The 25115-nt window shown below is 40.3% G+C and carries 16 protein-coding genes, 1 riboswitch and 1 other annotated feature; of the genes, 8 read left to right on the top strand and 8 right to left on the bottom strand.

All coding sequences use genetic code 11. The annotated features are described in order from the left end of the window. Positions 1-51: 51 nt before the first annotated feature. Positions 52-1638 carry a phosphoenolpyruvate carboxykinase (ATP) gene (gene pckA / locus AC1DUW_RS03370; protein WP_477642003.1) on the bottom strand — a complete coding sequence of 529 codons (1587 nt, stop codon included), beginning with the start codon at positions 1636-1638 and terminating at the stop codon, positions 52-54. Between the two features lie 553 nt (positions 1639-2191). After that, positions 2192-2355: riboswitch (SAM riboswitch) on the top strand. A 162-nt stretch (positions 2356-2517) separates the two neighbouring features. Here pckA and metK point away from each other — a divergent pair. Further along, positions 2518-3711, top strand: a complete 1194-nt coding sequence (gene metK, locus AC1DUW_RS03365; protein ID WP_053347894.1) for a methionine adenosyltransferase — start codon at positions 2518-2520, stop codon at positions 3709-3711. 206 nt (positions 3712-3917) lie between these two features. Here the strand turns inward: metK and AC1DUW_RS03360 are convergent, their stop codons facing one another. Continuing rightward, a complete protein-coding gene (locus AC1DUW_RS03360; RefSeq protein WP_053348187.1) occupies positions 3918-4436 on the bottom strand; it encodes a gamma carbonic anhydrase in 519 nt (172 codons plus the stop codon). 212 nt (positions 4437-4648) lie between these two features. Between AC1DUW_RS03360 and AC1DUW_RS03355 the strand changes: the two genes are divergently transcribed. Then, on the top strand, positions 4649-5452 hold the full coding sequence (locus tag AC1DUW_RS03355; protein WP_477642002.1) for a lysophospholipase: 804 nt from the start codon (positions 4649-4651) through the stop codon (positions 5450-5452). Positions 5453-5514: 62 nt separating this feature from the next. Here AC1DUW_RS03355 and AC1DUW_RS03350 read toward each other — a convergent pair whose 3' ends face one another. From AC1DUW_RS03350 to mnmL, 3 genes are all read right to left on the bottom strand, one after another. Then, positions 5515-5910: a hypothetical protein gene (locus AC1DUW_RS03350; protein ID WP_053347892.1), complete on the bottom strand. Its 396-nt coding sequence runs from the start codon at positions 5908-5910 to the stop codon at positions 5515-5517. Positions 5911-6294: 384 nt separating this feature from the next. Beyond that, complete coding sequence (gene mnmM, locus AC1DUW_RS03345) at positions 6295-6867, bottom strand: tRNA 5-(aminomethyl)-2-thiouridylate-methyltransferase MnmM (protein WP_053347891.1); 573 nt, start codon at positions 6865-6867, stop codon at positions 6295-6297. Continuing rightward, positions 6864-7826 (bottom strand): tRNA modification radical SAM protein MnmL/YtqA, encoded by a 963-nt coding sequence (gene mnmL, locus AC1DUW_RS03340; protein WP_477642001.1) that lies wholly within the window; start codon positions 7824-7826, stop codon positions 6864-6866. Before mnmL ends, mnmM begins: the two co-directional genes overlap by 4 nt. A gap of 119 nt (positions 7827-7945) precedes the next feature. Between mnmL and AC1DUW_RS03335 the strand changes: the two genes are divergently transcribed. The 4 genes from AC1DUW_RS03335 to AC1DUW_RS03320 all read left to right on the top strand — a co-directional run bounded on the left by AC1DUW_RS03335 (position 7946) and on the right by AC1DUW_RS03320 (position 15262). Next, the gene (locus tag AC1DUW_RS03335; RefSeq protein WP_082527421.1) at positions 7946-8497 is read left to right on the top strand and encodes an SMI1/KNR4 family protein; all 552 of its coding nucleotides are present in this window, start codon (positions 7946-7948) and stop codon (positions 8495-8497) included. Between the two features lie 98 nt (positions 8498-8595). Next, complete coding sequence (locus AC1DUW_RS03330; protein ID WP_053347888.1) at positions 8596-8859, top strand: DUF2524 family protein; 264 nt, start codon at positions 8596-8598, stop codon at positions 8857-8859. 158 nt (positions 8860-9017) lie between these two features. Then, positions 9018-9247: a binding site (T-box leader), on the top strand. 54 nt (positions 9248-9301) lie between these two features. Beyond that, positions 9302-11716, top strand: coding sequence for a leucine--tRNA ligase (leuS, locus tag AC1DUW_RS03325; RefSeq protein WP_477642000.1), 2415 nt, complete (start codon positions 9302-9304; stop codon positions 11714-11716). Positions 11717-12085: 369 nt separating this feature from the next. Next, a complete protein-coding gene (locus AC1DUW_RS03320) occupies positions 12086-15262 on the top strand; it encodes a S8 family peptidase (RefSeq protein ID WP_477641999.1) in 3177 nt (1058 codons plus the stop codon). A 1050-nt stretch (positions 15263-16312) separates the two neighbouring features. Here the strand turns inward: AC1DUW_RS03320 and AC1DUW_RS03315 are convergent. The 3 genes from AC1DUW_RS03315 to gltC all read right to left on the bottom strand — a co-directional run bounded on the left by AC1DUW_RS03315 (position 16313) and on the right by gltC (position 18960). Further along, entirely contained in the window at positions 16313-16888 is a 576-nt protein-coding gene (locus AC1DUW_RS03315; protein ID WP_477641998.1) for a hypothetical protein, read from the bottom strand. A gap of 204 nt (positions 16889-17092) precedes the next feature. Continuing rightward, a complete protein-coding gene (locus AC1DUW_RS03310; protein WP_056521148.1) occupies positions 17093-17593 on the bottom strand; it encodes a spore coat protein in 501 nt (166 codons plus the stop codon). A 464-nt stretch (positions 17594-18057) separates the two neighbouring features. After that, positions 18058-18960: a glutamate biosynthesis transcriptional regulator GltC gene (gltC, locus tag AC1DUW_RS03305; RefSeq protein WP_379110572.1), complete on the bottom strand. Its 903-nt coding sequence runs from the start codon at positions 18958-18960 to the stop codon at positions 18058-18060. Positions 18961-19094: 134 nt separating this feature from the next. On the opposite strand from gltC, the gene gltB reads away from it, so the two are divergent. Together gltB and gltD are read left to right on the top strand one after the other, a co-directional pair. Beyond that, positions 19095-23645, top strand: coding sequence for a glutamate synthase large subunit (gene gltB / locus AC1DUW_RS03300; RefSeq protein WP_477641997.1), 4551 nt, complete (start codon positions 19095-19097; stop codon positions 23643-23645). A gap of 16 nt (positions 23646-23661) precedes the next feature. Then, positions 23662-25115 (top strand): glutamate synthase small subunit (gene gltD, locus AC1DUW_RS03295; RefSeq protein WP_477641996.1); only part of this gene is annotated, 1454 nt, incomplete at its 3' end.

Here is a 25115-nt window from a genome sequence, read left to right as displayed (position 1 = left end):
GAAAGGACCAAGCAAGTTTCGCTTGGTCCTTTTGTTTTCTATTAATTAAGATTAAGCAGTCGGTCCGCCAAGTTCTTCAATTTCACTTGGAACGTTTCCGAATTTTTTAAAGTTTGCACGGAATTGAGCAGCAAGAGCTGTTGCTGTTTGTTTATATGCAGCAGGATCTGCCCAAGTCTTGATTGGTTGAAGCACTTCGTCAGGAACACCAGGAACATGAAGTGGAATATCCAAACCGAAGATATCGTCTTTGATTGTCTCGATGTTTGCTAATTCGCCTTCAAGTGCTGCTTGTACCATCGCACGAGTGTAAGCAAGTTTCATACGGCTACCAGTTCCGTATGCACCGCCAGTCCATCCAGTGTTGACAAGGTATACTTTTGCACCATGCTCGTCAATTTTATCTCCAAGCATTTCAGCATAGCGTGTAGCAGGAAGGGGCAAGAATGGTGAACCGAAGCATGTTGAGAATGTAGCTTCTGGTGAAGTTACTCCTCTTTCAGTACCAGCCAATTTACTTGTGTACCCACTTAAGAAATGGAACATTGCTTGTTCTTTAGAAAGTTTGCTGATTGGAGGCAGTACGCCTGAAGCATCAGCAGTTAAGAAAATGATTGTATTTGGGTGTCCTGCGATACTTGGGTTCACGATGTTATCAATCGCTTGCATTTGGTATGCAGCACGAGTGTTTTCTGTTAATGAACTATCATCGTAGTTTGCTTCACGTGTTTCCGGGTCAACAACTACGTTTTCCAATACGGCACCGAAACGGATGGCATCGAAAATTTGCGGTTCTTTTTCACGTGAAAGGTTAATGGTTTTTGCATAGCAGCCGCCTTCGATGTTGAATACACCGTTAGAAGACCAGCCGTGCTCGTCATCACCAATCAGTTTGCGATTAGTGTCTGCAGATAAAGTTGTTTTACCAGTACCAGACAGTCCGAAGAATAAAGCGACATCTCCTTCACGTCCTACGTTAGCAGAGCAATGCATTGGAAGAATTCCAGCTTCTGGAAGTAGGTAGTTCATGATTGAGAAGATCGATTTTTTCATTTCACCTGCATATTCCGTTCCACCGATTAAGATAGTACGGCGTTCAAATGACACGATGATGAATGTTTCGGATTGAGTTCCGTCCACTTCTGGATCTGCTTTGAAATTAGGTGCAGAAAGAATCGTGAATTCTGATTCGTGACCTCTTAGTTCTTCTTCATTTGGACGGATGAACAAAGTGTGAGCGAAAAGATTATGCCAAGCATATTCATTTACAACTTGGATGGGAAGGCGTGAGGTTTCGTCTGCGCCAGCGAAACCTTTGAAAACAAAGATCTCTTCTTTTGCTTTTAGGTAGTCAACTACTTTATTATATAGTTTATTGAATACTTCTTCAGAGATTGGTTGGTTTACGGAACCCCAATCTACTTTGTCTTTCACAGAAGCTTCGTCTACGATATATTTATCTTTAGGTGAACGGCCAGTATATTTGCCTGTTTCAGCTTTTACTGCGCCAGTTGATGTCAAAACGCCTTCGTTTCTGCTTAATACTTTTTCAACCAATTGGGGAACTGAAAGTTGAGTTTGCACATTATTTCCTGACAATAATTGGTGTAACTCATTAGAAACATCTACAGAATTCATATATGAGGTACCTTCCTTTGTTTTAAGTTTTTATATTACAATTAGTATAACACATTCACTTAAATAGTCTATACTATTTATTTTTTTTTGTGATTATTTTTTATATGGTTTCCTTAATCATTTTTTAAAATGCGTTATGAACCGAGTTCGGGTTCCTGCATATACTTGAATGAGGAATCTGAACTGGGTGGTGTAATTAGGAAGAAAGCCCATTATCAAGATTAGAATTTTGATCGAATGGGTCTCGTTTCAGGAATATAAAAAAGGTTTGATTCTTTTATTTAATAGGAAGAAATTAAGAAAAGAACAACTTACTATTACATCAAAAGGCAAAATCCTAAAAAGTTTTATGCGGTTCGAATTCCGCTTTTTCATGTTCTTTTATCTATGGTAATTTTCTACATTTTCGTTGGTTTTCTACATCGAAAATCCAATAATGACAGAGCATTAGCACATTTTTTTTCGTGAAAGCTGTGATGGGGAAAAATGTTCTTTTTCGAAAAGCATTGACAGATTCCGACCAAATACGATAATATCTTAAATTGTACGGATTCTCTTATCCCGAGTTGGTGGAGGGACAGGCCCTTTGAAACCCAGCAACCTGCCATATTGAACTTGACTCCAAGATCAATCGCCGAAAATAAAGCGATAGTTCTTCAAGGAATAGTGGTGATGGTGCTAACCTGAGCAAGGTAAAAAACCCTTGAACGATAAGAGTGAAAGGATAGATGACAGAATTTTAAACCTTTCCTCATTTGCCAGGGAAGGTTTTTGTGTTTTTTAGTAATTCTGTGTCTATAGTTGAAGCTAATAAGGGAAAACGAGTTCCGTAAAAAATCAGGCTTTTGCCTACAACATACTAACTTCCAAGGAGGAAATATGATGTCAAAGAAACGTCTATTTACTTCTGAATCTGTTACAGAGGGCCATCCGGACAAGATTTGTGATCAGATTTCAGATTCCATTTTAGATGCTATCCTTGCTAAGGATGCAAATGCACGTGTTGCGTGTGAAACAAGTGTAACAACAGGTCTTGTACTTGTTGCTGGTGAAATTACAACGTCCGCTTATGTGGATATTCCACGTATCGTTCGTGATACGATTGCAGGAATTGGTTACACACGTGCGAAATACGGTTTCGATGCTGAAACTTGTGCCGTATTGAGTTCTATTGATGAGCAATCTGCTGATATCGCAGCTGGCGTAGACAAAGCGTTGGAAGCTCGTGAAGGAACTATGTCAGATGAAGAAATCGATGCAATCGGTGCAGGGGACCAAGGGCTTATGTTCGGTTTTGCCTGCAATGAAACAGAAGAGCTTATGCCACTTCCGATTTCATTAGCTCATAAACTTTCATTCCGCTTGTCTCAAGTTCGTAAAGATGAAACGCTTGCTTACTTACGTCCTGATGGTAAAACACAGGTAACGGTGGAGTATGATGAAAATAATCAACCTGTAAGAGTTGACACAATTGTTATTTCAACACAACATGATCCAGAAGTAACTCTTGAGCAAATTCAAGCTGACTTAAAAGAACATGTGATTAAAGCAGTTGTACCAGCTGAATTAATCGATGCTGGGACTAAGTACTTCATTAACCCAACTGGTCGTTTTGTAATTGGCGGACCTCAAGGGGATGCTGGTCTTACTGGACGTAAAATCATCGTTGATACGTACGGCGGCTACGCTCGTCACGGTGGCGGTGCATTCTCCGGTAAAGATGCAACAAAAGTTGACCGTTCTGCGGCATACGCTGCTCGTTACGTTGCGAAAAACATCGTAGCTGCTGGCCTTGCTGACAAAGCGGAAGTACAATTGGCATACGCAATTGGTGTGGCAGAGCCTGTATCAATCTCGATTGATACATTCGGAACAGGAACAGTAAGCGAAGAAGTACTAGTTGATCTAGTACGCGCTAACTTTGACCTGCGTCCAGCTGGTATCATCAAAATGCTTGATCTTCGTCGCCCAATCTACAAACAAACAGCTGCTTACGGACACTTTGGCCGTACAGATGTTGATCTTCCTTGGGAACGCACAGATAAAGCTGAAATTTTAAAAGCACAAGCGTAATCAAATAAAAGTAAAAGGTGCCTCGCAACTAGCGAGGCACCTTTTTCAATTGTGAAATGGAATAAATTTGTCGACTGAGGGAATAATTCAAGAAATCCTATTTAAACCAGCCATTTAGGTTTTTACTCGTGAATTATGTAGTTTTACTCGTGAGTTTTAGTTTTTTACTCGTGAATTATGCAAGTTTACTCGTGAGTTTACATGAATTATTTAATGCGTTCTGCATGTTTATAGTATTGTCCTTTTTCAGCATATTCTCGGACGATACGTTCCATATCCTTGCGATCTTCATCGTTAATTTCGCGTACGACTTTAGCTGGACGGCCGAATGCCAATGTGTTTGGTGGTATGATTTTACCTTGGGGGACAAGACTTCCAGCACCGATAAAAGCTCCTTCCCCGATTTCTGCTGCATCAAGTACAATCGACCCCATGCCGATTAGAGCTCCTTTACGAACTTTACAGCTATGTAAAATAACCTGATGGCCTATGGTTACTTCGTCTTCGATAATTAATGGATTATTTGGACTTTGGTGAAGAACGCTGTTATCTTGTACACTTACTTTATTACCGATTATAGTAGGGGCAACGTCGCCACGTATAACGGTATTAAACCAGATTGACGTTTCGTCGCCGATTTTCACATCACCTGTCACGACTGCATTTTCAGCAATATAAGCGCTTTCAGAGATTTCAGGTTCTTTACCTTTAAATGGATAAATAATCATTTTTAATCATTTCCTTTCCGAAGTAGATGTTTTTATGTATTATTTTAATATACCGTATGTAAATAGACTTGGCTATTTATAATAAAAATGTAGAACTTGTTAGACTTCCTTTTTGTCGAAAATCATGAATATGGTTATAATTTATATATATTATTTTTCAACTATCATTGATCGTATACAACAAGAGAAAAGTGAAAGGGGGATTTCGAATGTGGAAATGGGAGACAGAAGGAGACGCAAAAGGCGTCATTGTCATCATTCATGGGGCAATGGAGCATCACGGCCGATATAAGTGGGTAACGCAAATGTGGCTTTCAGCCGGATATCATGTTGTCATGGGCGACCTTCCTGGGCAGGGGATGACAACTCGTGCCTACCGGGGACATATCGATTCCTTTGACGAATATTTAGACGAAGTAAAAAGCTGGATAGAAGATGCCTATGAATATTCGCTGCCAGTCTTTTTGCTTGGACACAGCATGGGTGGTTTGATTTCGATACGCTTACTTCAGGAAGAAGAGTGGGACATTGCAGGGGTGATTTTATCTTCACCATGTCTGGGCCTCGTGACGAAGCCCCGCAGGTTCTTAACAGCCATTTCGCATGGATTGAACCTCGTGATGCCTAAGTTCAGAGTCGATTCCGGCTTAACACCTGAAATGGCTACGAGAAGTTCTGAAGTCCGTGAATCAGATAAAAATGATACATTATACATTACAAAGGTTTCGATTCGCTGGTATMGTGAGCTTGCACAGGCTATGAAGGATGCCTTTGAAGAGATTCCTGAATTTCAGGATGTGCCTCTTTTGTTGATGCAAGGCGGAGATGACCGAATCGTGAATAAAAAGGCGGTTCGAGAGTGGTTTAATTATAACTTGGCTAGTGAAAAACAATACAAAGAATGGCCAAAACTTTATCACGAAATCTTCAACGAACCAGAGCGGGATGACGTATTCCAATACGCATTGAGTTTTGTTGAAAATCGTTTAAAAATATTAGGGTATGTTGTTTGAAGGTACATACTGCTGGATAAATATAAAAAGCTGCTGAAGCGATTATCAGCAGCTTTTTTGTTTTATCCAGCGTTTGTAAGTAATTCGTTCGACTTAATGACGGGTGCCCAATAAGTAACCGGATACATAAATTGGTTCAAGTGTGTAAGTTCTTTTTTATTGGATAAGGCAGCAGACAAAAGGTAAATTGATTTGAAGCTTAAGTCATTCGCGAATAGGTCTAAGAGGGTCGCCTTCATATTCATGATCTCTTCATGTCCTTGAGTGGAAATCACTAAATCGAGTTGAGGCAGGAATTTATCAAAATGATTTTCAACCTGTTTCAGGTCTTCTACCGTTGTTTGTTTCTCTGTTAATGAGTTAAGGGAGCTGACAAATTCTCCATATTCTTCACTTGTGTCTCGTTTGATTTTTTCAGTCAATATATCTGTCAGTATTGCAGTCGACAAATGTTCCATTTTTCTGCACCCACTTATCTGTTTTTAATCATTATAATAGTTATAGACTAAAAATTCAAAAAGTTCTGTTTGGTAATATTTTTAGATGATTTGTTTGCATTAAGAATAGTTATCCCTTTAACAAGGGGATGAATATATCTCAACCTATCTAAGGGGAAAGGTGTTAAATGTAAATGTAGCCTAGAGCGAATTTAGTAATGACTGCTTTTTTTGTTCATTCTTATCAGGAAGTTTGCTTTAACAAAGAGGAAAAAAATCATATTTTTTAGGTAATAGTCACTGGCCTGTCCTGAAACATGTGTACTATTGCTTTACTCATAGCACATGGGAATGATTTTCGATGAATATGAAAAACACCGTTTTAATGAACGGTGTTAATTGTGGTTATCTCTTTTCAATTGCCACTATGAATGGCGGATTATTGGCTTGATTAATGAAGTCATATTTCAGGACATGGGCTTTTTGCTGAGGGAGATCCTGAACATAGTGTAATAATGCGTCCCGTTCAGTAGCACCTTCTGGATGACCGTGATAGATGACGAGGATGATGATACCTTCGGGAGCCATCATTTCGAACAGCTGTTCAATTGCAGATATCGTTGTATTAGCTTGGGTGACGATTGATTTGTCTCCACCAGGAAGGTAGCCCAGGTTAAAAATAGCTCCAGTAATATTCCCAAAATGTTCTTTGCTGATGTATTTGTTCATCTGCTCGTGTCCGTCATGAACGAGAGTGCAGCGTTCATGCATACTTTCAGCCTTCAGTTTGGCTGCTGTGATTTGAATGGCATCTTCTTGAATGTCAAAACTATAGACATGTCCTTTTTCACCAGTTAGTCCTGCAAGAAAGACAGTGTCAAAGCCGTTGCCCATAGTGCCGTCAACGGTAATGTCCCCGGGTTGAACTGCTTTTTCAAGCAGAAGTTTTGCGAATGGCAAAATGCGATCCAGCTTCATCGTGATGGTACCTCCATATGATAATTTTTCCCCTGCCAGCTGTTGCGGCGTTTCAATTCGGCATCAATGGCATTCAATACATCCCATTTATTGACGCTCCACATCGGTCCAATCATCAAATCAATCGGACCGTCTCCAGTTATGCGGTGAACGATCATTTCAGGAGGGATTATTTCCAACTGATCACAAACAAGATTGACATAATCGTCACGGTCAAGAAATTCAAGCAGGCCCTTTTCATATTGCTTGACCATGGGCGTCCCTTTTAATAGATGAAGTAAGTGAATCTTAATGCCCTGCACATCTAGTTTCGCGACTTCACGAGCTGTTTCCATCATCATTTCGTAGTCCTCTTGAGGAAGGCCATTAATGATGTGGGAGCAAACTCGAATGCCATGTTTGCGCAGTTTATCAACGCCTTCTTTGTAGCAATCAAAATCATGAGCACGGTTGATCATCATGGCGGTTTTTTCATGAACGGTCTGCAGGCCAAGCTCCACCCAGAGGTAAGTACGTTCGTTCAGTTCCGCTAAATATTCGACTACATCATCTGGCAGACAGTCCGGCCGTGTCGCGATGGAGAGGCCGATGACACCCTCTTGAGTCAGTACGCTTTCGTATTTTTCACGAAGCTCTACCACGGGTGCATGCGTATTCGTGAACGCTTGGAAATAGGCCATATACTTTCCGTCTTTCCATTTATGATGCATTCGCTCACTGACTTTCTTAAACTGGACGTCGAGCGGTTCAACGCGGTTACCTGCAAAGTCTCCCGATCCAGAGACACTGCAGAAGCTACAGCCTCCATGTGCGACGGTGCCATCACGGTTCGGACAGTCAAAACCGCCGTCTAGAGCAACCTTAAAAACTTTATGTCCAAAGTGATTGCGTAAGTGATAATTCCAAGTATGATATCGTTTGTTATCCGATGCATATAAAAACGGGTTTGCTTGATTCAAGTCAGCAACCTCCTAAGAATAATAAAGCGCAACATATATTATACAACATTCTGGCAGCTAGGTCTTTTTTCTAAAAATAAGCGTATAATGAATACTTGAAGGTTAAACATTGGCTACTAATGCCAGTATATCTAGTGAATGATAAATCCAATCGGGAGCTGATGGACATGACTGGTCAAGTTGAAGAAGCAATTAATCAAATGAAAAAGAAATTAGCCGAAAATAATCAGGTGATCGAAGTAAATGAAGATGGGTTTATATATAAAGCCACTTGTACCTTCAATTCACCTGCCTCGGACGAACAAATTCATTCCTTTGAACAGAAAACTGGATTGCTGCTGCCCGATGATTATAAAGAATTTTTGAAAATAACGAATGGATGCCGTCTGTTCGATAACCTTGAATCCGGGGGAGAAAATGATTTATACAGCCTGGATGATATTATTAATTACACATATGAAGACTCCTACGAAGGATGTTATAAGGTTGCTTGCATCTATCAAGATAATATCGTGATTGATGGGGAAGCCGTTGCGAAAGGCGATAAGAATTATTTAATGGTAAAAGGACATATCGACGATTTTGAAGAAGGCGAGAAACTCCATATGGGCTTTGCCGAATGGATTGATCAGTTTATTTCCCATCAAGGAGAGAAATTTTGGGATAAATAATGATTCCTCAAAAAAACTGATAATCCACTCGTTAATTGCTCAAACTAATCGAGATGATTCCAAATCATCCAAATGAGACGCGAAGGAGAGGGTTTGAAATGGCCACCAGACAATCCATCGATCATTTTTTAGAGCAATGTGAAGGGGCTCTCCATTTTGCAGAGTTTGAATTTAACGAGGCTTCACGGCAGGAGCATTATGATGATGAACAATTTCAAAATTCGCAAAGATATATCGAAGAGGCTTTGACGGATATGGAACGATTGTATGCCAGTTCGAATGCCCAACAACGAGATATGCTTTCTCGGATGCAACAGCAGTTGAATGAAATGAAAAATGAGATGATTTTACTGCGTCATTAAAGTAAGAATGGGGGCTATGGATGCATAGCTCCCTATTTATTTTTGAACAATTTTTCTCAAAAACGCATATATTATGAAAAACCTGTTGATAATGTTGGTGAACGGCTATTGCAATTATCGGTAAAATTGACTAGAATGTAATATAATCAAATATTCTCATAAAGACTATGATGAGGAGCAGTAGCGATTAGAACCAGTATAGAGAGTTGACGGATGGTGCAAGTCAACCTGGAATGATTGTGAACTCGCCTTGGAGTTACAGGTGTGAAGGTAATAGTAATGCCTGGCGTTTAATCCATGTTACGGATGTTTGAGCTGGGCGGTTTTTTAAGTATCGCCAATGTGGGTGGTACCGCGGGAAGATATACATAATCCTCTCGTCCCTATTTGGGATGAGGGGTTTTTTTATTGTTTTTTTATATGGAAATTAGGAGGAAATCAAATGAGTTTTGACCATAGAAGTATAGAAACGAAATGGCAACAGTATTGGGAAGGCAATAAGACATTTAAAACAGGGGAAGAGAGCGGAAAACGTAAATTCTACGCGCTTGATATGTTCCCATATCCATCAGGAGCGGGTCTTCATGTTGGGCATCCTGAAGGTTATACGGCAAGCGATATTTTAGCAAGAATGAAGCGGGCGCAGGGATATAATGTGTTACATCCAATCGGCTGGGATGCTTTTGGACTTCCGGCAGAGCAGTATGCGATTGATACGGGGAATGACCCAGCGGAATTTACGGAACACAACATCAACACATTCCGCCGTCAAATCAAGGCGCTTGGTTTCTCTTATGACTGGGACCGAGAAATCAACACGACCGACCCTGAATATTATAAATGGACGCAATGGATCTTCTTGAAATTATATGAAAAGGGTCTTGCTTATATTGATGAAGTGGCTGTGAACTGGTGTCCGGCACTTGGCACAGTTTTGGCGAACGAAGAAGTCATCGATGGAAAAAGTGAGCGTGGAGGCCATCCGGTTGAGCGCCGTCCGATGAAGCAGTGGATGCTTCGAATCACAGCTTATGCAGACCGTTTGATCGACGATTTGAATGATGTGGATTGGCCGGAGAACATTAAGGATATGCAACGTAACTGGATTGGCCGTTCTGAGGGAGCGGAAGTGACGTTCAATATCGATGGCCACGATGAAACATTCACGGTGTTTACGACTCGTCCGGATACTTTATTCGGTGCAACGTATGCGGTATTGGCTCCAGAGCATTCATTTGTTGATAAAATTACGACTACTGAACAAAGATCTGCAGTTGACGCTTATTTAGATGAAGTGAAACATAAAAGTGACTTGGAAAGAACAGACTTGGCAAAAGATAAATCAGGTGTGTTCACAGGGGCTTATGCAATAAATCCAGTCAATGGCGAGAAAATGCCGATCTGGATTGCTGATTATGTGTTAATCAGCTACGGAACGGGTGCTATCATGGCCGTTCCTGCGCATGATGAACGTGATTATGAATTTGCTGTTAAATTCGAATTGCCAATTAAGGAAGTTGTAGCTGGTGGAGATGTGACAAAAGAAGCATACACAGGCGACGGTCTTCATGTGAATTCTGAATTCCTAGATGGATTGAATAAAGAAGAAGGCATTTCAACCATGATCAAATGGCTGGAAGAAAAAGAAATCGGCACGAAAAAAATCACGTACCGTCTTCGCGACTGGTTATTCAGCCGCCAACGTTACTGGGGTGAACCAATTCCAATCATCCATTGGGAAGATGGCACAATGTCCGCGGTGAAAGAAGAAGAACTTCCATTGATTTTACCGAAAGCAACTGACATCAAGCCTTCAGGCACTGGTGAATCACCGCTTGCGAACATTACGGAATGGGTGAATGTAACGGATGAAAACGGACGTAAAGGCCGCCGTGAGACGAATACAATGCCACAATGGGCAGGCAGCAGCTGGTACTTCCTTCGTTATATTGATCCGGACAACACAGAAGCACTTGCAGATCCGGAAAAATTAAAAGAATGGATGCCAGTCGACATTTATATTGGTGGTGCTGAGCATGCAGTTCTTCACTTATTGTACGCTCGCTTCTGGCATAAATTCTTGTACGATATCGGTATCGTACCAACGAGTGAACCTTTCCAAAACCTATTCAACCAAGGAATGATCCTTGGAGAGAATAATGAAAAAATGAGTAAATCAAAGGGCAATGTCGTAAACCCAGATGACATCGTTGAAAGCCATGGTGCCGATACACTTCGTATGTACGAAATGTTCATGGGACCATTGGACGCTTCCATTGCTTGGTCGACAAACGGATTGGACGGTTCGCGCCGATTCCTTGATCGTATCTGGCGTTTACTAATTAGCGAAGACGGCACGATTACAGATAAAATAGCTGATACTGATGACAGCGGAAAGCTTGAAAAAGTGTATCATCAAACGGCAAAAAAAGTGACCGAGAACTATGAAGAATTGAAATTCAATACGGCGATTTCACAGCTGATGGTATTTATCAATGATGCCTACAAAGCAGATTCGCTTCCTAAAGTATATATCGAAGGCTTCGTGAAATTGCTTGCGCCAGTTGCACCGCATATCGCCGAAGAACTTTGGTCTAAACTTGGCCATTCTGAAAGCATCACATACGGAACATGGCCAGCGTTTGACGAAGCTAAGCTAGTCGACAACGAAGTTGAAATCGTCATCCAAATCAACGGAAAAGTCAAAGCCAAATTAATGGTTCCAACTGACACAACGAAAGAAAAACTAGAAGAAATTGCGATGGGCGATGACTCCATCAAAGAACAAATTGATGGCAAAACCATCCGTAAAGTCATTGCTGTACCAGGAAAACTAGTCAACATTGTCGCAAACTAAATAGTTGAGAGCTGGCCCGCATGTCTTGTGCAGGGTCAGCTTTTTTTTCATGAGCAGAAATAAATCTGAAATTCGACATATTTTGTGATTTCTATGATAAATGTCGATTTCCGGTATTAAATATCAGATTTTGAAATCATCAACTAGTTATTGGATGCCTAAGTGAATTTCACCTACTATTTTTGATAAAAATACTGTTTTTGGATATAAATTGTTTCTTAATTGGTACATGTGAACCATTTTTCAGCAAATTGTTCAGTACTATCAAGCATTTTTTATGAAAAAGGGAAAAAATTGGTTGATAAAATTTTACAGTATGATAGTTTGGTATAGTGATGTAATTTTTTACTATTTATTGGAGGCGAAACTGTGAAATTTAAGAGTGTAAGTCGATTTACAGCGTTTGTACTTATTTTTGCACTGATTTTCAGCTTGATGGTTCCACAAAAATCTCAAGCTGCACCAAATCCTGTATCACCCATTGAGAACGTAAAACCAATTAAAAATGGAGATACTTTAGTCGGGAAGTTTGAAAAACCGGATGTTCAATGGTATCAAATTAAACCGACAGAAGAAGAAATACAAAAATTCTCCCATATTGAGTTCGAAGTCAATTCGGAGCAAATCTTGAATATTTCCGTTTATCAAGATAAAGAAAAAGCAGAACAAGATGAGAGTAATTACATGGCCTCTGCTTATCCTGATGAAAAGGCTGTTGTGGATTTCCCATATGCTTGGGAAGGCACGTATTATGTTAAAGTTGAATATTTTGGTGAAATGGATGAAGAGGGAAATCCTATACCAGAAGCTAGAAATGAAGCTGAATACTCTATCAATGCTCATTCTGTAACGCTGCCACCATCCGCTGGGGACGAAGAGATGGATCTCGAATCATGCCCAGTTGAAGTAAGCGTAACCGATAAGAAAACGGGAGAATCTATGTTGAAAACACTTCGCGTGTTTAGAGACGAAGTTCTCACGAAGTCATCTGAGGGACGTAGCCTTTCATCTTTATACTATAAAGCCTCTCCATTCCTAGCTCTTCATCTGGCTAGTAATAAAACTGCCAGAGATGCTGTCTATAATCATTTAGTCGTCCTTAAGCCTCTAATTGAGGATCTTAATGAAAATGGAGTAAGCAGTACAGAAGTCATTAGCAACAAACAGCAAGAAGCGATTAAAGCATTATTTAATAAGACAGCAGACGTCGCTCCAGCTGGATTGAAAAAAGAAATGAACAGCATTGCAAAGAAAATCAACCTTGATAAGCTTGCAGGTGAGAGAATCGTCGATATCGCAAGCAAAGCAGGAATTGAACTTCCAGCATCGAAGAATATAAAGAACAAATATATTGTCAAACTTAAACCTGGGAAGTCTTTAAGTTCAGTCCAATCCAAGGTAAAAGGAAAAGGATATGGAACATTATCGACACCTAAGAAACAAGAGGTTCTGTATGATGATATGTACGTTGTAGAGTTAAACAATCAAGCTAAAATGAGCACAGCATCTCTATCGAATATCGAGAAACTTCCAGAAGTGGAATATATCGAAGCGGTCAAAACGTACAAAGCACTTTCAGCCGATATTCAGTCACCGTATCAATGGTCTTTAAATAACCCCGGTGGAGAAGAGGGCTTTAAGGGAGCAGACATCGATAACGAAAAACTGCAAAACCTTATTAAGAAACGTAATTTAAAGGATACATTAGTAGCGGTTGTCGACACAGGTGTTGATGATTCCCTGGCGGATTTGAAAGATAAAGTTCGCATGGATTTAGGTAAGAACTTCATTGATAAAAAAGGAAATGCCGTTGATGACAATGGTCATGGTACCCATGTTTCTGGGATTATCGCGGCCAAAGCTGATAATGGGTATTCTATGCAAGGAATTAATCCAGTAGCTAAAATCATGCCTGTAAAGGTTCTCGATTCTTCAGGGTATGGAGACATGGAGAAAATTGCATTAGGCATTAAATATGCTGTGGACCATGGCGCCAAGGTCATAAACCTTAGCTTAGGTGGAGAATACAGCAGAACAATTGAACATGCTTTGAAAGATGCTGCTGCCAAAAATGTAATGGTTGTCGTAGCAAGCGGTAATGATGGGATGGAAGGTCTTTCTTACCCTGCATCTTCTAAATATGTCATTTCCGTCGGTGCAACCAATGCCCTTGATTTAGTATCGGATTATTCTAATTATGGCGCGAAATTAGACATGGTTGCTCCAGGGACAGGCATTCCAAGCCTTGTACCGAATGGGAATGTTACCTACATGGATGGTACATCAATGGCAGCTCCTCATGTTGCGGCAACTACTGCCTTGTTATTATCCGGGAATCCTGGTTTAAAATTAAATGATGTAAGAGAAATTCTTCACGAGACATCCGAATATGTTGCTTTTGAAGAAGAAGATAATGTAGATCCGTATGAGGACTACCAACCTGAGGAAGGAGAAATCCTATACCCAGTAGAAGAATTACCTATTGGAAAAGATATCGTATCGGGATTTGGAAGACTGAATGCTTATAGTGCACTTAGTACAGTGGATTTACAAGCTAAAGTTAATCCATTAATTGATACGCAAACAAAAATTGCAGGATCAGCAAAAAAAGGTTCGACAATCGAAGTGAAAAATGGAAAGCAAATGCTTGGTAAAACGACAGCTGCAGCCAATGGAACGTTCAGTATTAAGATTCCAGTCCAAAAAGCAAGTCAGCTTCTTACTGTGAATATATCTGATTCTTCCAAACTAGCAGTATCTACAATCAAGGTGTTTGTGAAGAAGGGTGAAACACCTAATAAGCCAACTGTTAAGGCTGTCAGTGACAAAGATACGTATGTAACTGGTCAATCGCAAGCCGAGATGAAAATTACAATCAAAAATAATGCAAAAAAAGTAATTGGTTCAGGCAACACGGATAGCAAGGGGAATTTTAAAGTAAAAATCAGCAAACAAAAAGCGGGGACTAAGCTTTCAATCACAGCTACAGACTTGGCAAAACGTGAAAGTAAAGCAGCGACCGTGACTGTAATTGATAAAACAGCTCCAAGTGCACCGAAAGTGAACGAAGTAAACGACAAATCCACCAACGTAACTGGTAAAGCGGAAATCGGTTCGACTGTTACGGTGAAGTACCAAAACAAAAATATCGGCACAGCTAAAGCTGATAAAAATGGAAAATTCTCTATTAAAATTAGCAAGAAAAAAGCAAGTTCTGTATTATACGTCTCAGCTAAAGATAAAGCTGGCAATACAGGGAAAGCAGCAAAAGTAACGGTTAAAGATAAAACAGCTCCAAGTGCACCGAAAGTGAATGAAGTAAACGATAAATCCACTAACGTAACTGGTAAAGCGGAAATCGGTTCAACTGTTACGGTGAAGTACCAAGATAAAAATATCGGCACAGCTAAAGCTGATAAAAATGGAAAATTCTCTGTTAAAATCAGCAAGAAAAAAGCAGGTTCTGTATTATATGTCTCAGCAAAAGATAAAGCTGGCAATACAAGTAAAGCAGCAAAAGTAACGGTTAAGAAGTATAAAAAATAAAAAGTAAAGCCGTTTAACATTTATGTTAAACGGCTGTTTTTTGTTTGGGCGGCGTTACTGTTTATACCCTTCTATTACAAATGATATAAAGACAAAAATATCAATGTCATACTAGTTAATTCGATTTGAAATACAAAAAACTATTGAGAAAGCAAAAATTTAGACATATTGTTTTTTGACATTCTCTTTCACTACATTTAGTTTTCTGCATCAAGCGCATCCCAAGTGGGTTATTGACATGACCTTTGAAATAACCCATGTGTCAAAAATTCGGGATATAGTTCAGGGCGTTTTTTTTTGTGCCTTTTATCAAAAGGCATTAGGAATCAAACTGATTAAAGCAAGATTCATTATTTTATATGATATCTAGGGCGGGATTTACGGGGGTCATTATATCCGCCGTTTATTTGGTGTCCGAGAGAACTTGCAATGACTACTGCTGCAAAGAAAAGGATGAGCTTCTTCAATTTAAAAATCTTCTTTCTATTTTTTTATTTTAAAAGATTACACTTAGAAATCTTTTACTTCAATAGACTTTTTAAAGATGTTGAAAAATTGTCACAAACCTATCTTAGATGAATCCTCAACTTACTCAGCGTTGTTGAAATAAGTGAATCAGTAGGAAATGCTAAACTTTCAGGTTCAAACCCAATTGGTCTAAAACCCCGTGCTGTAGCTTCTACTTCAGCAAAGAGTCACCAAATAAACCAGGACTATATGAATTTACAAGTTTTATAATACCTGACCCAACTAAGAATAAAAATGAAAATAATTTTTTCATGGCTGAAAAAGCCTATAGATTTACGATAGAAGTTGAAGAATAACAATTATTAGATATTAAAAAAAGACAGCCGAGGATGCTGTCTTTTTTCTCTGTATAAGGGAGGATAGAATCTCGAACTGTATGGTAGAAGTAAATTTAATCAATAGAAATAGAAATAACCTAAACGAAAACTCTTAAAGTTAATAACCTAACCTTTAGGGGGAGAACGAATGAAAGAACATGGCTAATGAACATCTTAGATACCCCTAGATTCAGTTCTAAAAAGCTTATTTAGTAAATTCACTTCTCAGAAGATAGACAACATCGTAATCTTTTAATTCGTTTATGTGACTATCCATATCATTATAAAAATCCGTAGAAAGAGAATGCATGCTTTCATTTCCGCTTGAATAGCAAATACTCGCTAATACGAGCTTGTTTGTATTCAGCATATTTATCGTTTCAATACTGCCGGTTACGATGGAATCTTTTTCTTCAATCTTTTCTAAATAAGTAGCTGTAGACACACCATCATCGCTTTGAATACTGATATTAAACATCGATAGATTTTGTTTTTCGGGCGTTTTAGATGTTGTAAAGATGATCGTACCATTATCTTTAATCCCAGTTGTCATGAGGCCCATTTCATCTTCAACAAGTTTGCCAGCTTCATATTTTTCGACCCAAACGGACATCTTCTTATATGTATCATCAACATCAAAATCGATAAGAAAGGAGTGTTCACTTGTATTCGTAAGGATGGACTTTTCTCTTTCGGTCAACTTAGAAACAGAAAGAGAATTCTCAGATTTCGGTTCAGCATTCTTACAGGCAACTAAAGAAAATGAGAGCAGGGATATCATGATTGATAGAAATACTTTTTTTATTATTTTCTCCCCCTAAATTTAATTCGTAATCCAATAATAAACAATTATTTAATATTATAACATATTAATGGAGCTCATCTGTCCCATAGTTTGCTATTGAAACTACTGGACCCAGCAATTTAACGGAAAGTGAGAAAAAGGCAAGCGGACACCCATTCGGTGCACTTACCTTTTTTGTGTTTAGAATTGTTGGGAAAGAGCCTTATTAGCTACATTCACGTCATTTTGAAGCAGTTGATTAAAGTCATAAGCAGGATATAGGTTTCTTTCGTATAGATAGTTGAAAATTTTGGCATGGTTATCAATAGCTCCATTTAAATGCTTTTTAAATACTTTTCGTAGGGAAGGAGTGGCCGTTTCAGTCAGGGCAGTAGCATAATTGTTGATAGATGATTTGGCCAAGCCTAGCAAATCTCCGGCAGCCGTGGCTGATATATTGTCTCTTTGTTCCTCCTCCTCATCATCCCTCTCTGTTTTAGGTGCCAACGGATAAAATTTAAGCAACTCTATAATGTTTTGAGTTAGTGTATCAATCATTTGCTTGTAAATCGTTTTTAAAATGGGATCTTTTACTTTTGGATAAGCTTTTTTCAATTTCATAAGTGCATTGGACTGGGCGGCGACCAATTCATGAAGTTCAAGTGTTTCGTGCCAAGCAAGGTGTGAATGAGTGGGTTTCATATAAACTCCTCCTGAACAAATAATCTTGATACGTTATTCGTAAAGTGGGCTCTTGGTAAGTTGTCTTTTGAAAAAAGAGGATCAAAATCGTCCTGCATTTTAGCTTAGATTACTTATGGAAGAAACGCTGTACGTTTTTTCAATGGCAAGCTTGATCAAACTCCTAAATAAAGGCAGAACAAGAAAAAGACAGTGGTCTCGGCAACCTTGGATTGAATTCCTGCGTGCCTCGGCTAACTGTCTTTTTACCTCAAATTTCCTATCTTCAATCACACTGATTTACTGAACATTAATCCAATTGACGAAATTGCTAGTTTTGGAAGAAGGGTGATTTTTCAAAAGTTCCATCATTTCAATCACATATTTAATCCACTTTCAATATACTCTCAATATTGAAGTGGAAATAGGCTATGCAAGAGCTATGCATTGAGTAAGTATCATTCATTTATATTATTCTGGAATAATTATTGGTACTGCTCTAGAATCGAGAAAAACTTTTTGACAAACTGGTAAAATACTTTTTCGGAAGGAGCCAAATCCCTGTTTTTAGGTGTGATGATACCAACTGTTCGCTTGACGTCAGGTGTATCAATCGGGATTTTTACAGTTAGTCTGGGAATTACTTCATAAAAGGTACTGTCAGGTAGAAGGCTGACTCCAATTCCCGCTGATACGAGTCCTTTTATGGAATCCATATCTTCACCTTCTGAGGCAATGATCGGTGTGAATCCTGCTTGCTTGCATGCATCGATCGCAATGCTATGGAGAATGTATCCTTTTGGAAATAATACGAATGGAACATCTCGTAAGTCGCTAAGTCGCAAACTCTTCTTATCAGCTAATGGATGGGAGATGGGAAGTAAAGCAGAAATGTTTTCTGTGAATAAAATATGGCCTTCGATATCTGGATCTTGTGTTGGAACTGGGCCAAGAAAGGCTAATCCGATTTCGCGGTTTTTGACAGCTTCCTTTAATGCGGAATACGAACCCTGTCTTAAGTGAAACCCGATATTCGGCTGCTCATCTTTAAATGCGGAAATAACGGTAGGTAATAATTGGGTGGAGAGACTTGTAGGAAAGCCGATCTTAATTGTTCCATGTTCAGGGTCTAAAAATTCTTCTATTTGATCTTTTGCATATTCTATCGCCTTTATTGCCGTTTTTGCATGAGCTAAGAATATTTTACCAATAGGAGTTAACTGAATATTACGGCCTGCTTTTTCAAATAAAAGGACCCCAAGTTCATCTTCTAGTCTGGCGATCTGCCGGCTGATTGCTGATTGTGCGATATGCAGGTGCGCTGCGGCTTCAGAGACATGTTCTCTTTCAGCGACTTCAACAAAATAACGTAATTGACGTAGTTCCATTTATTCATCCTCCATTCATCCATCTCAATATGAGATAGATTTTAATAGAATTATATATTGTTTATATTGATTTGAAAACCTAGAATAAAATGTAAGTGAAATAACGGTATAAGAATACGATGGGGGCGATTAATATGACATACAATCAAATACCAAAGGCACAAGGTCTCTACCATCCTGAATTTGAACATGATGCATGTGGGATCGGTTTATACGCTCATTTAAAAGGGCTTGCTACACATGACATCGTCAAACAAGGACTAAAGATGCTGTGTCAATTAGATCATCGTGGAGGACAAGGAAGCGATCCCCTTACAGGAGATGGCGCAGGATTAATGGTGCAAATTCCTGATAGATACTTCAGACTGGCATGCCCGGAAATGAATTTGCCAGCTAAAGGGCGCTATGGTGTGGGGATGCTCTTTTTCTCAAACAATGATTTGGAACGGAATGAGATTGAAGCACGTCTAAATGCTTTTATAGAACAAGAGGGACAAACGCTTTTAGGCTGGAGAACGGTTCCCGTCGATGTAGCAAAAATCGGAGAGGTCGGCAAGGAGACATGTCCGACGATCCGCCAAGTATTCATTGGGGCTAGTGAGGAGATATCCGACGATTTAGCTTTTGAACGTAAACTATTCATTATTAGAAAACAAGCTGAAAACTGGGCTCGTGAACGTGGTAATCGTTTTTATTTTGCTAGTCTTTCAAGTACTACGATTGTGTACAAAGGATTGTTGACACCAGAGCAGGTAGATGCTTTTTATCTTGATCTTCAACAAGAAGATTTTGTTTCGGCTTTTGCTTTAGTGCATTCCCGCTTCAGTACAAACACGTTTCCGAGTTGGGAACGGGCACATCCAAACCGTTACCTGATTCATAATGGTGAAATCAATACGCTTAGAGGAAATGTAAACTGGATGAAAGCGCGTGAACAGCAGTTTGTTTCAGAAGCATTTGGAGATGATTTGCAAAAGGTCCTTCCTATATTAGATATAGACGGAAGTGATTCTTCGATTCTAGATAATGCCCTAGAGTTTTTTGTACTTGCAGGCCGAAAACCGGCGCATGCAGCCATGATGCTTATTCCTGAACCATGGACGGAAAACCCACATATGACGAAGGAAAAGAAGGCTTTTTACGAATATCATAGCATGCTGATGGAACCGTGGGATGGTCCAACGGCGATTTCCTTTACGAACGGGAAACAAATTGGAGCCATTTTAGATCGTAATGGTTTAAGACCAGCACGATATTATGTGACCAAAGATGATTACATCATTTTCTCCTCTGAAGTCGGCGTGATCGATGTGGAGCCGGAGAATGTATTATATAAAGATCGTTTAAGCCCAGGTAGAATGCTTTTACTAGATTTAGAGGAAGGCCGCATTATTTCAGATGAAGAAATCAAATCCGAAATGGCACAGGAATATCCTTACCAGCAATGGCTGGACGAGCAGCTTGTTCAATTAAATAACGAAGAACAAGTAGTTGAGGAGGAACTGTTGTCTGATTTACTTTTCCGACAAAAAGCGTTTGGCTATACGTATGAAGATGTTCAAAAATATCTACTGCCGGTTATTAAGGAAGGTAAAGATCCATTAGGTTCCATGGGGAATGACATCCCGCTTGCGGTCTTATCTGACCGTCCGCAATCGTTATTCAACTATTTCAAGCAATCCTTTGCACAGGTAACCAATCCGCCAATCGATTCGCTTCGTGAGCAAATTGTCACGTCAACGATGACTTTCTTAGGTGCGGAAGGAGATCTTCTGAATCCAAATGAAACAAACAGCCGCCGGATTCAATTGGATTCACCTGTTTTGACGCCAGGTCAGATGAAGCAGCTAAAAGAAATTGTATATCCGGAATTCAAAAGCAAGGTCATTCAAACTCTATTTTCAGAAGATTTAGAGAGCGAACTGGATCGAATCTGCCGTGAAGCGGAACAAGCGATTGCTGAAGGCGTAAGTCTCTTAATTTTGTCTGACAAAAATATGAGCAAAGAAAAGGCTGCTATACCTTCCTTATTGGCTGCGAGCGCCCTTCATCAAGAGCTTATACGTCATGGAAATCGTACGAAAGTGAGCATTATCGTTGAAACAGGAGAAACAAGGGAAGTGCATCACTTTGCGGCACTTATCGGGTATGGAGTAGATGCCATTTATCCGTATCTTGCCTTTGAAACATACAAGCAGGCTGTATCAGAAGGCAGTTTATCCATCAGTTACGAAGAAACGGTAAACAAATACGTTCGCTCCTTAACAGAAGGCATCGTAAAAGTGATGTCGAAAATGGGTATTTCAACGATTCAAAGTTATCGCGGAGCTCAAATTTTCGAAGCGGTAGGAATCAGTGCAGATGTGATTGAACGTTATTTCAGTGGTACGGCTTCACAGCTTAGCGGGATTGAGCTAGAAACTATCGCAGAAGAAGCGTTAATTCGTCACCAAAATGCTGCAGCAGATTCTTATGATCAGACGCTTGAAAGCGGAAGTGACTTTCAGTGGAGAAAAACAGGGGAACATCATGCTTTCAACCCCAAAACGATTCATACACTTCAATGGGCTTGCCGAAAAGGTGACTACAGTTTATTTAAACAATATTCAAACTTGGCGAATGAAGAGAGACTCGGGTTTTTACGTAATTTATTCTCATTCGATCAGAAGCGCCAATGTATCTCTATAGATGAAGTGGAATCCGTAGAATCCATCGTCAGCCGATTTAAAACAGGGGCGATGTCATTTGGCTCTTTGAGTCAGGAAGCACATGAAACATTAGCGATTGCGATGAACCGTTTAGGCGGAAAAAGCAATAGCGGTGAAGGCGGAGAACATCCAAGCCGTTATCAATTGGATGAAAACGGTGATAACCGCCGCAGTGGGATTAAGCAAATTGCATCTGGGCGTTTTGGTGTGAAAAGTCATTACCTTGTCAATGCAGATGAGCTTCAAATTAAAATGGCGCAAGGTGCGAAGCCAGGTGAAGGTGGTCAACTGCCGGGGAACAAAGTCTATCCGTGGGTTGCTGAAGTTCGTGGCTCTACACCGGGTGTTGGTCTGATTTCACCACCACCACATCATGATATCTACTCGATTGAAGATTTGGCACAGTTAATTCATGATTTGAAAAATGCAAATCGCGATGCACGGATCAGCGTTAAGCTTGTTTCTAAAGCAGGTGTTGGCACGATCGCAGCAGGTGTGGCCAAGGGTGCTGCAGATGTTATTGTTATCAGTGGATATGACGGCGGTACAGGTGCTTCGCCTAAAACGAGTATTAAACATACAGGTCTTCCTTGGGAGCTAGGCCTTGCAGAAGCACACCAAACGTTGATGCTGAACGGCCTTCGTAGTCGTGTAGTCCTTGAGACAGATGGAAAGTTAATGACGGGACGCGATGTAGTTATGGCAGCGATCCTTGGGGCGGAAGAGTTTGGTTTTGCAACTGCACCACTTGTTGTCCTTGGATGTGTAATGATGCGTGCTTGCCATTTGGATACATGTCCGGTCGGAGTTGCCACGCAAAATCCTGAGCTCCGCAGTAAATTTGCAGGAGATCCGGATCATGTTGTAAATTTCATGCGCTTCATCGCTGAGGAAGTTCGTGAAACAATGGCTGAGCTTGGTTTTAGAACATTGGAGGAAATGGTTGGCCGCACCGATGTTTTACAAGTGAGTGAACGGGCTCAAAAGCATTGGAAAGCTAAACATCTGGACTTAACGACACTTCTTTTCCAACCAGAGGGCATTCGTACTTTCCAACGTCCTCAAAATCATAAAATTGAAGAATCCTTAGATATTCGGGAGATCTTACCGGTTGTGCAACCTGCTTTAGATGATCAAACCCAAGTGGATGTTAGCTTCCCGATTACGAACGTGAACCGTGTAGTCGGAACGATTGTCGGTAGTGAGGTATCCAAATGTTATGGAGAAGAAGGGTTGCCTGAAGATACGATTACACTCCGTTTCACAGGATCAGCAGGCCAAAGTTTTGGTGCATTCATTCCCAAAGGCATGTCGATGTATTTGACAGGCGATGTCAATGACTATGTTGGGAAAGGTTTATCCGGCGATAAAATCATTGTCACGGCACCAACTGGTAATCAGATTGAGGCAGGAGATAATGTCATTGCCGGAAATATCGCCTTATACGGCGCAACAAGCGGCGAAGCATACATTAATGGACGTGCTGGAGAACGCTTTGCGGTTAGGAACAGCGGTGTCAATGTTGTTGTTGAAGGAATCGGCGACCACGGCTGTGAGTATATGACAGGCGGGCGAGTGGTAATTCTAGGGGATGTCGGCAAAAACTTTGCTGCAGGTATGTCAGGCGGTATCGCTTATGTACTTGCAGATAATGCAGAAGAATTTAAGGCATTATGCAATGTAGAAATGATAGAATTCGAGACACTTGAGGATATAAATGATGTGAACGAAGTAAAAGAAATGCTCCATAGCCATCTACATTATACAGAGAGCGCCAAAGCTTCTTATGTACTGGAGAATTGGGACGATTTCGTTAAGAAATTTGTAAAAGTCATTCCAAAAGATTACAAACGGATGATGAAAAGTATCGAAGAGCAAAAGCATGCAGGTCTAACGGACGAAGAAGCGGTTATGAGTGCATTTCAAGCAAATGYCGTTCAAGATAAAAAAACTACAAAACAAGCTGTGATGCAGTAAGAAAGGGGAGAGAAAGATGGGAAAAGCAACAGGATTTATGGATTATCCGCGAGAAAAGCCAAAAGACCGGAATCCTCTCACTCGTTTAAGCGACTGGAGAGAGTATACAGCTCCTTTCTCTGATGAAAAGTTAAGTACACAGGGAGCGCGGTGTATGGACTGCGCCACCCCTTTCTGCCATATGGGCATGGAATTGAACCGAGTCACAACGGGCTGCCCGATTCATAACCTGATTCCAGAGTGGAATGATTTGGTTTACCGCGGCAGATGGAAAGAAGCATTAGACCGTTTAACGAAAACGAATAATTTCCCTGAGTTCACGGGCCGTGTTTGTCCGGCCCCTTGTGAAGGGTCTTGTACGGTTGCGATTAATGATCCTGCGGTTGCCATCAAAAACATCGAACGTACTATAATCGATAAAGGGTTTGAAAATGGCTGGATCACACCTCGAATCCCCGAATATAGGACCGGAAAGAAAATTGCTATCATCGGTTCTGGCCCTGCTGGATTAGCAAGTGCTGATCAGTTAAATCAAGCAGGTCATTCGGTCACGGTTTATGAGCGTTCAGACCGTGCAGGCGGGCTATTAACATACGGCATTCCGAACATGAAGCTTGAAAAAGATGTCGTTGCGCGTCGAATCAAATTATTGAACCAGGAAGGTATCGATTTCGTCACGAATACGGAAATTGGAAAAGACATTTCATCCGAAGAACTGCAAAATCAATATGATGCAGTTATCCTATGTACAGGTGCTCAAAAGCAACGTGACTTAGTAATTGAAGGGCGCGAAGCAAAAGGCATTCACCTAGCGATGGATTACTTAACGACTTCGACTAAAAGCTTGTTGGATTCCAACTTTGAAGATGGTCAATTTTTAAATACAAAGGGTAAAGATGTCATTGTAATTGGTGGAGGAGACACAGGCGCTGACTGTGTTGCTACTGCTCTTCGCCAAGAATGTAAGAGTGTCGTACAGTTCGGGAAGCATCCTATCCTGCCGACAGCTCGGACTTCCGATAATATGTGGCCAGCCTACCCGAATGTATTTTCACTTGAATATGCGTATGAAGAAGCGGAAGCGAAATTTGGTGCAGATCCGCGCCAATATTCAATCCAAACTAAAAAAATCGTCGCCGATGAAAATGGCAACGTAAAAGAGCTGCATACGATTTCAATGGAAAAAATTAAAGGGGAAGATGGAGTATACATTTTTAAAGAAATCCCGGGAACGGAAAAAGTATGGCCTGCACAATTTGTATTCATCGCAATCGGATTTGAAGGAACAGAACAGCCGCTTTTATCTCAATTTGGTGTAGAAACCGTCAATCAAAAAATTGATGCTGTCTATGGAGAATACAGAACGAATGTAGAAGGTGTTTTTGCTGCTGGAGACGCAAGAAGGGGGCAAAGCCTAATTGTTTGGGCCATCAATGAAGGCCGTGAAGTAGCAAGGGAAGTAGACCGCTA

The sequence above is a fragment of the Peribacillus sp. P4_C12 genome, from assembly GCF_056402095.1.
The sequence above is the reverse complement of the archived record's forward strand: the minus strand, read 5'-3'. Positions and strand labels throughout refer to the sequence as shown.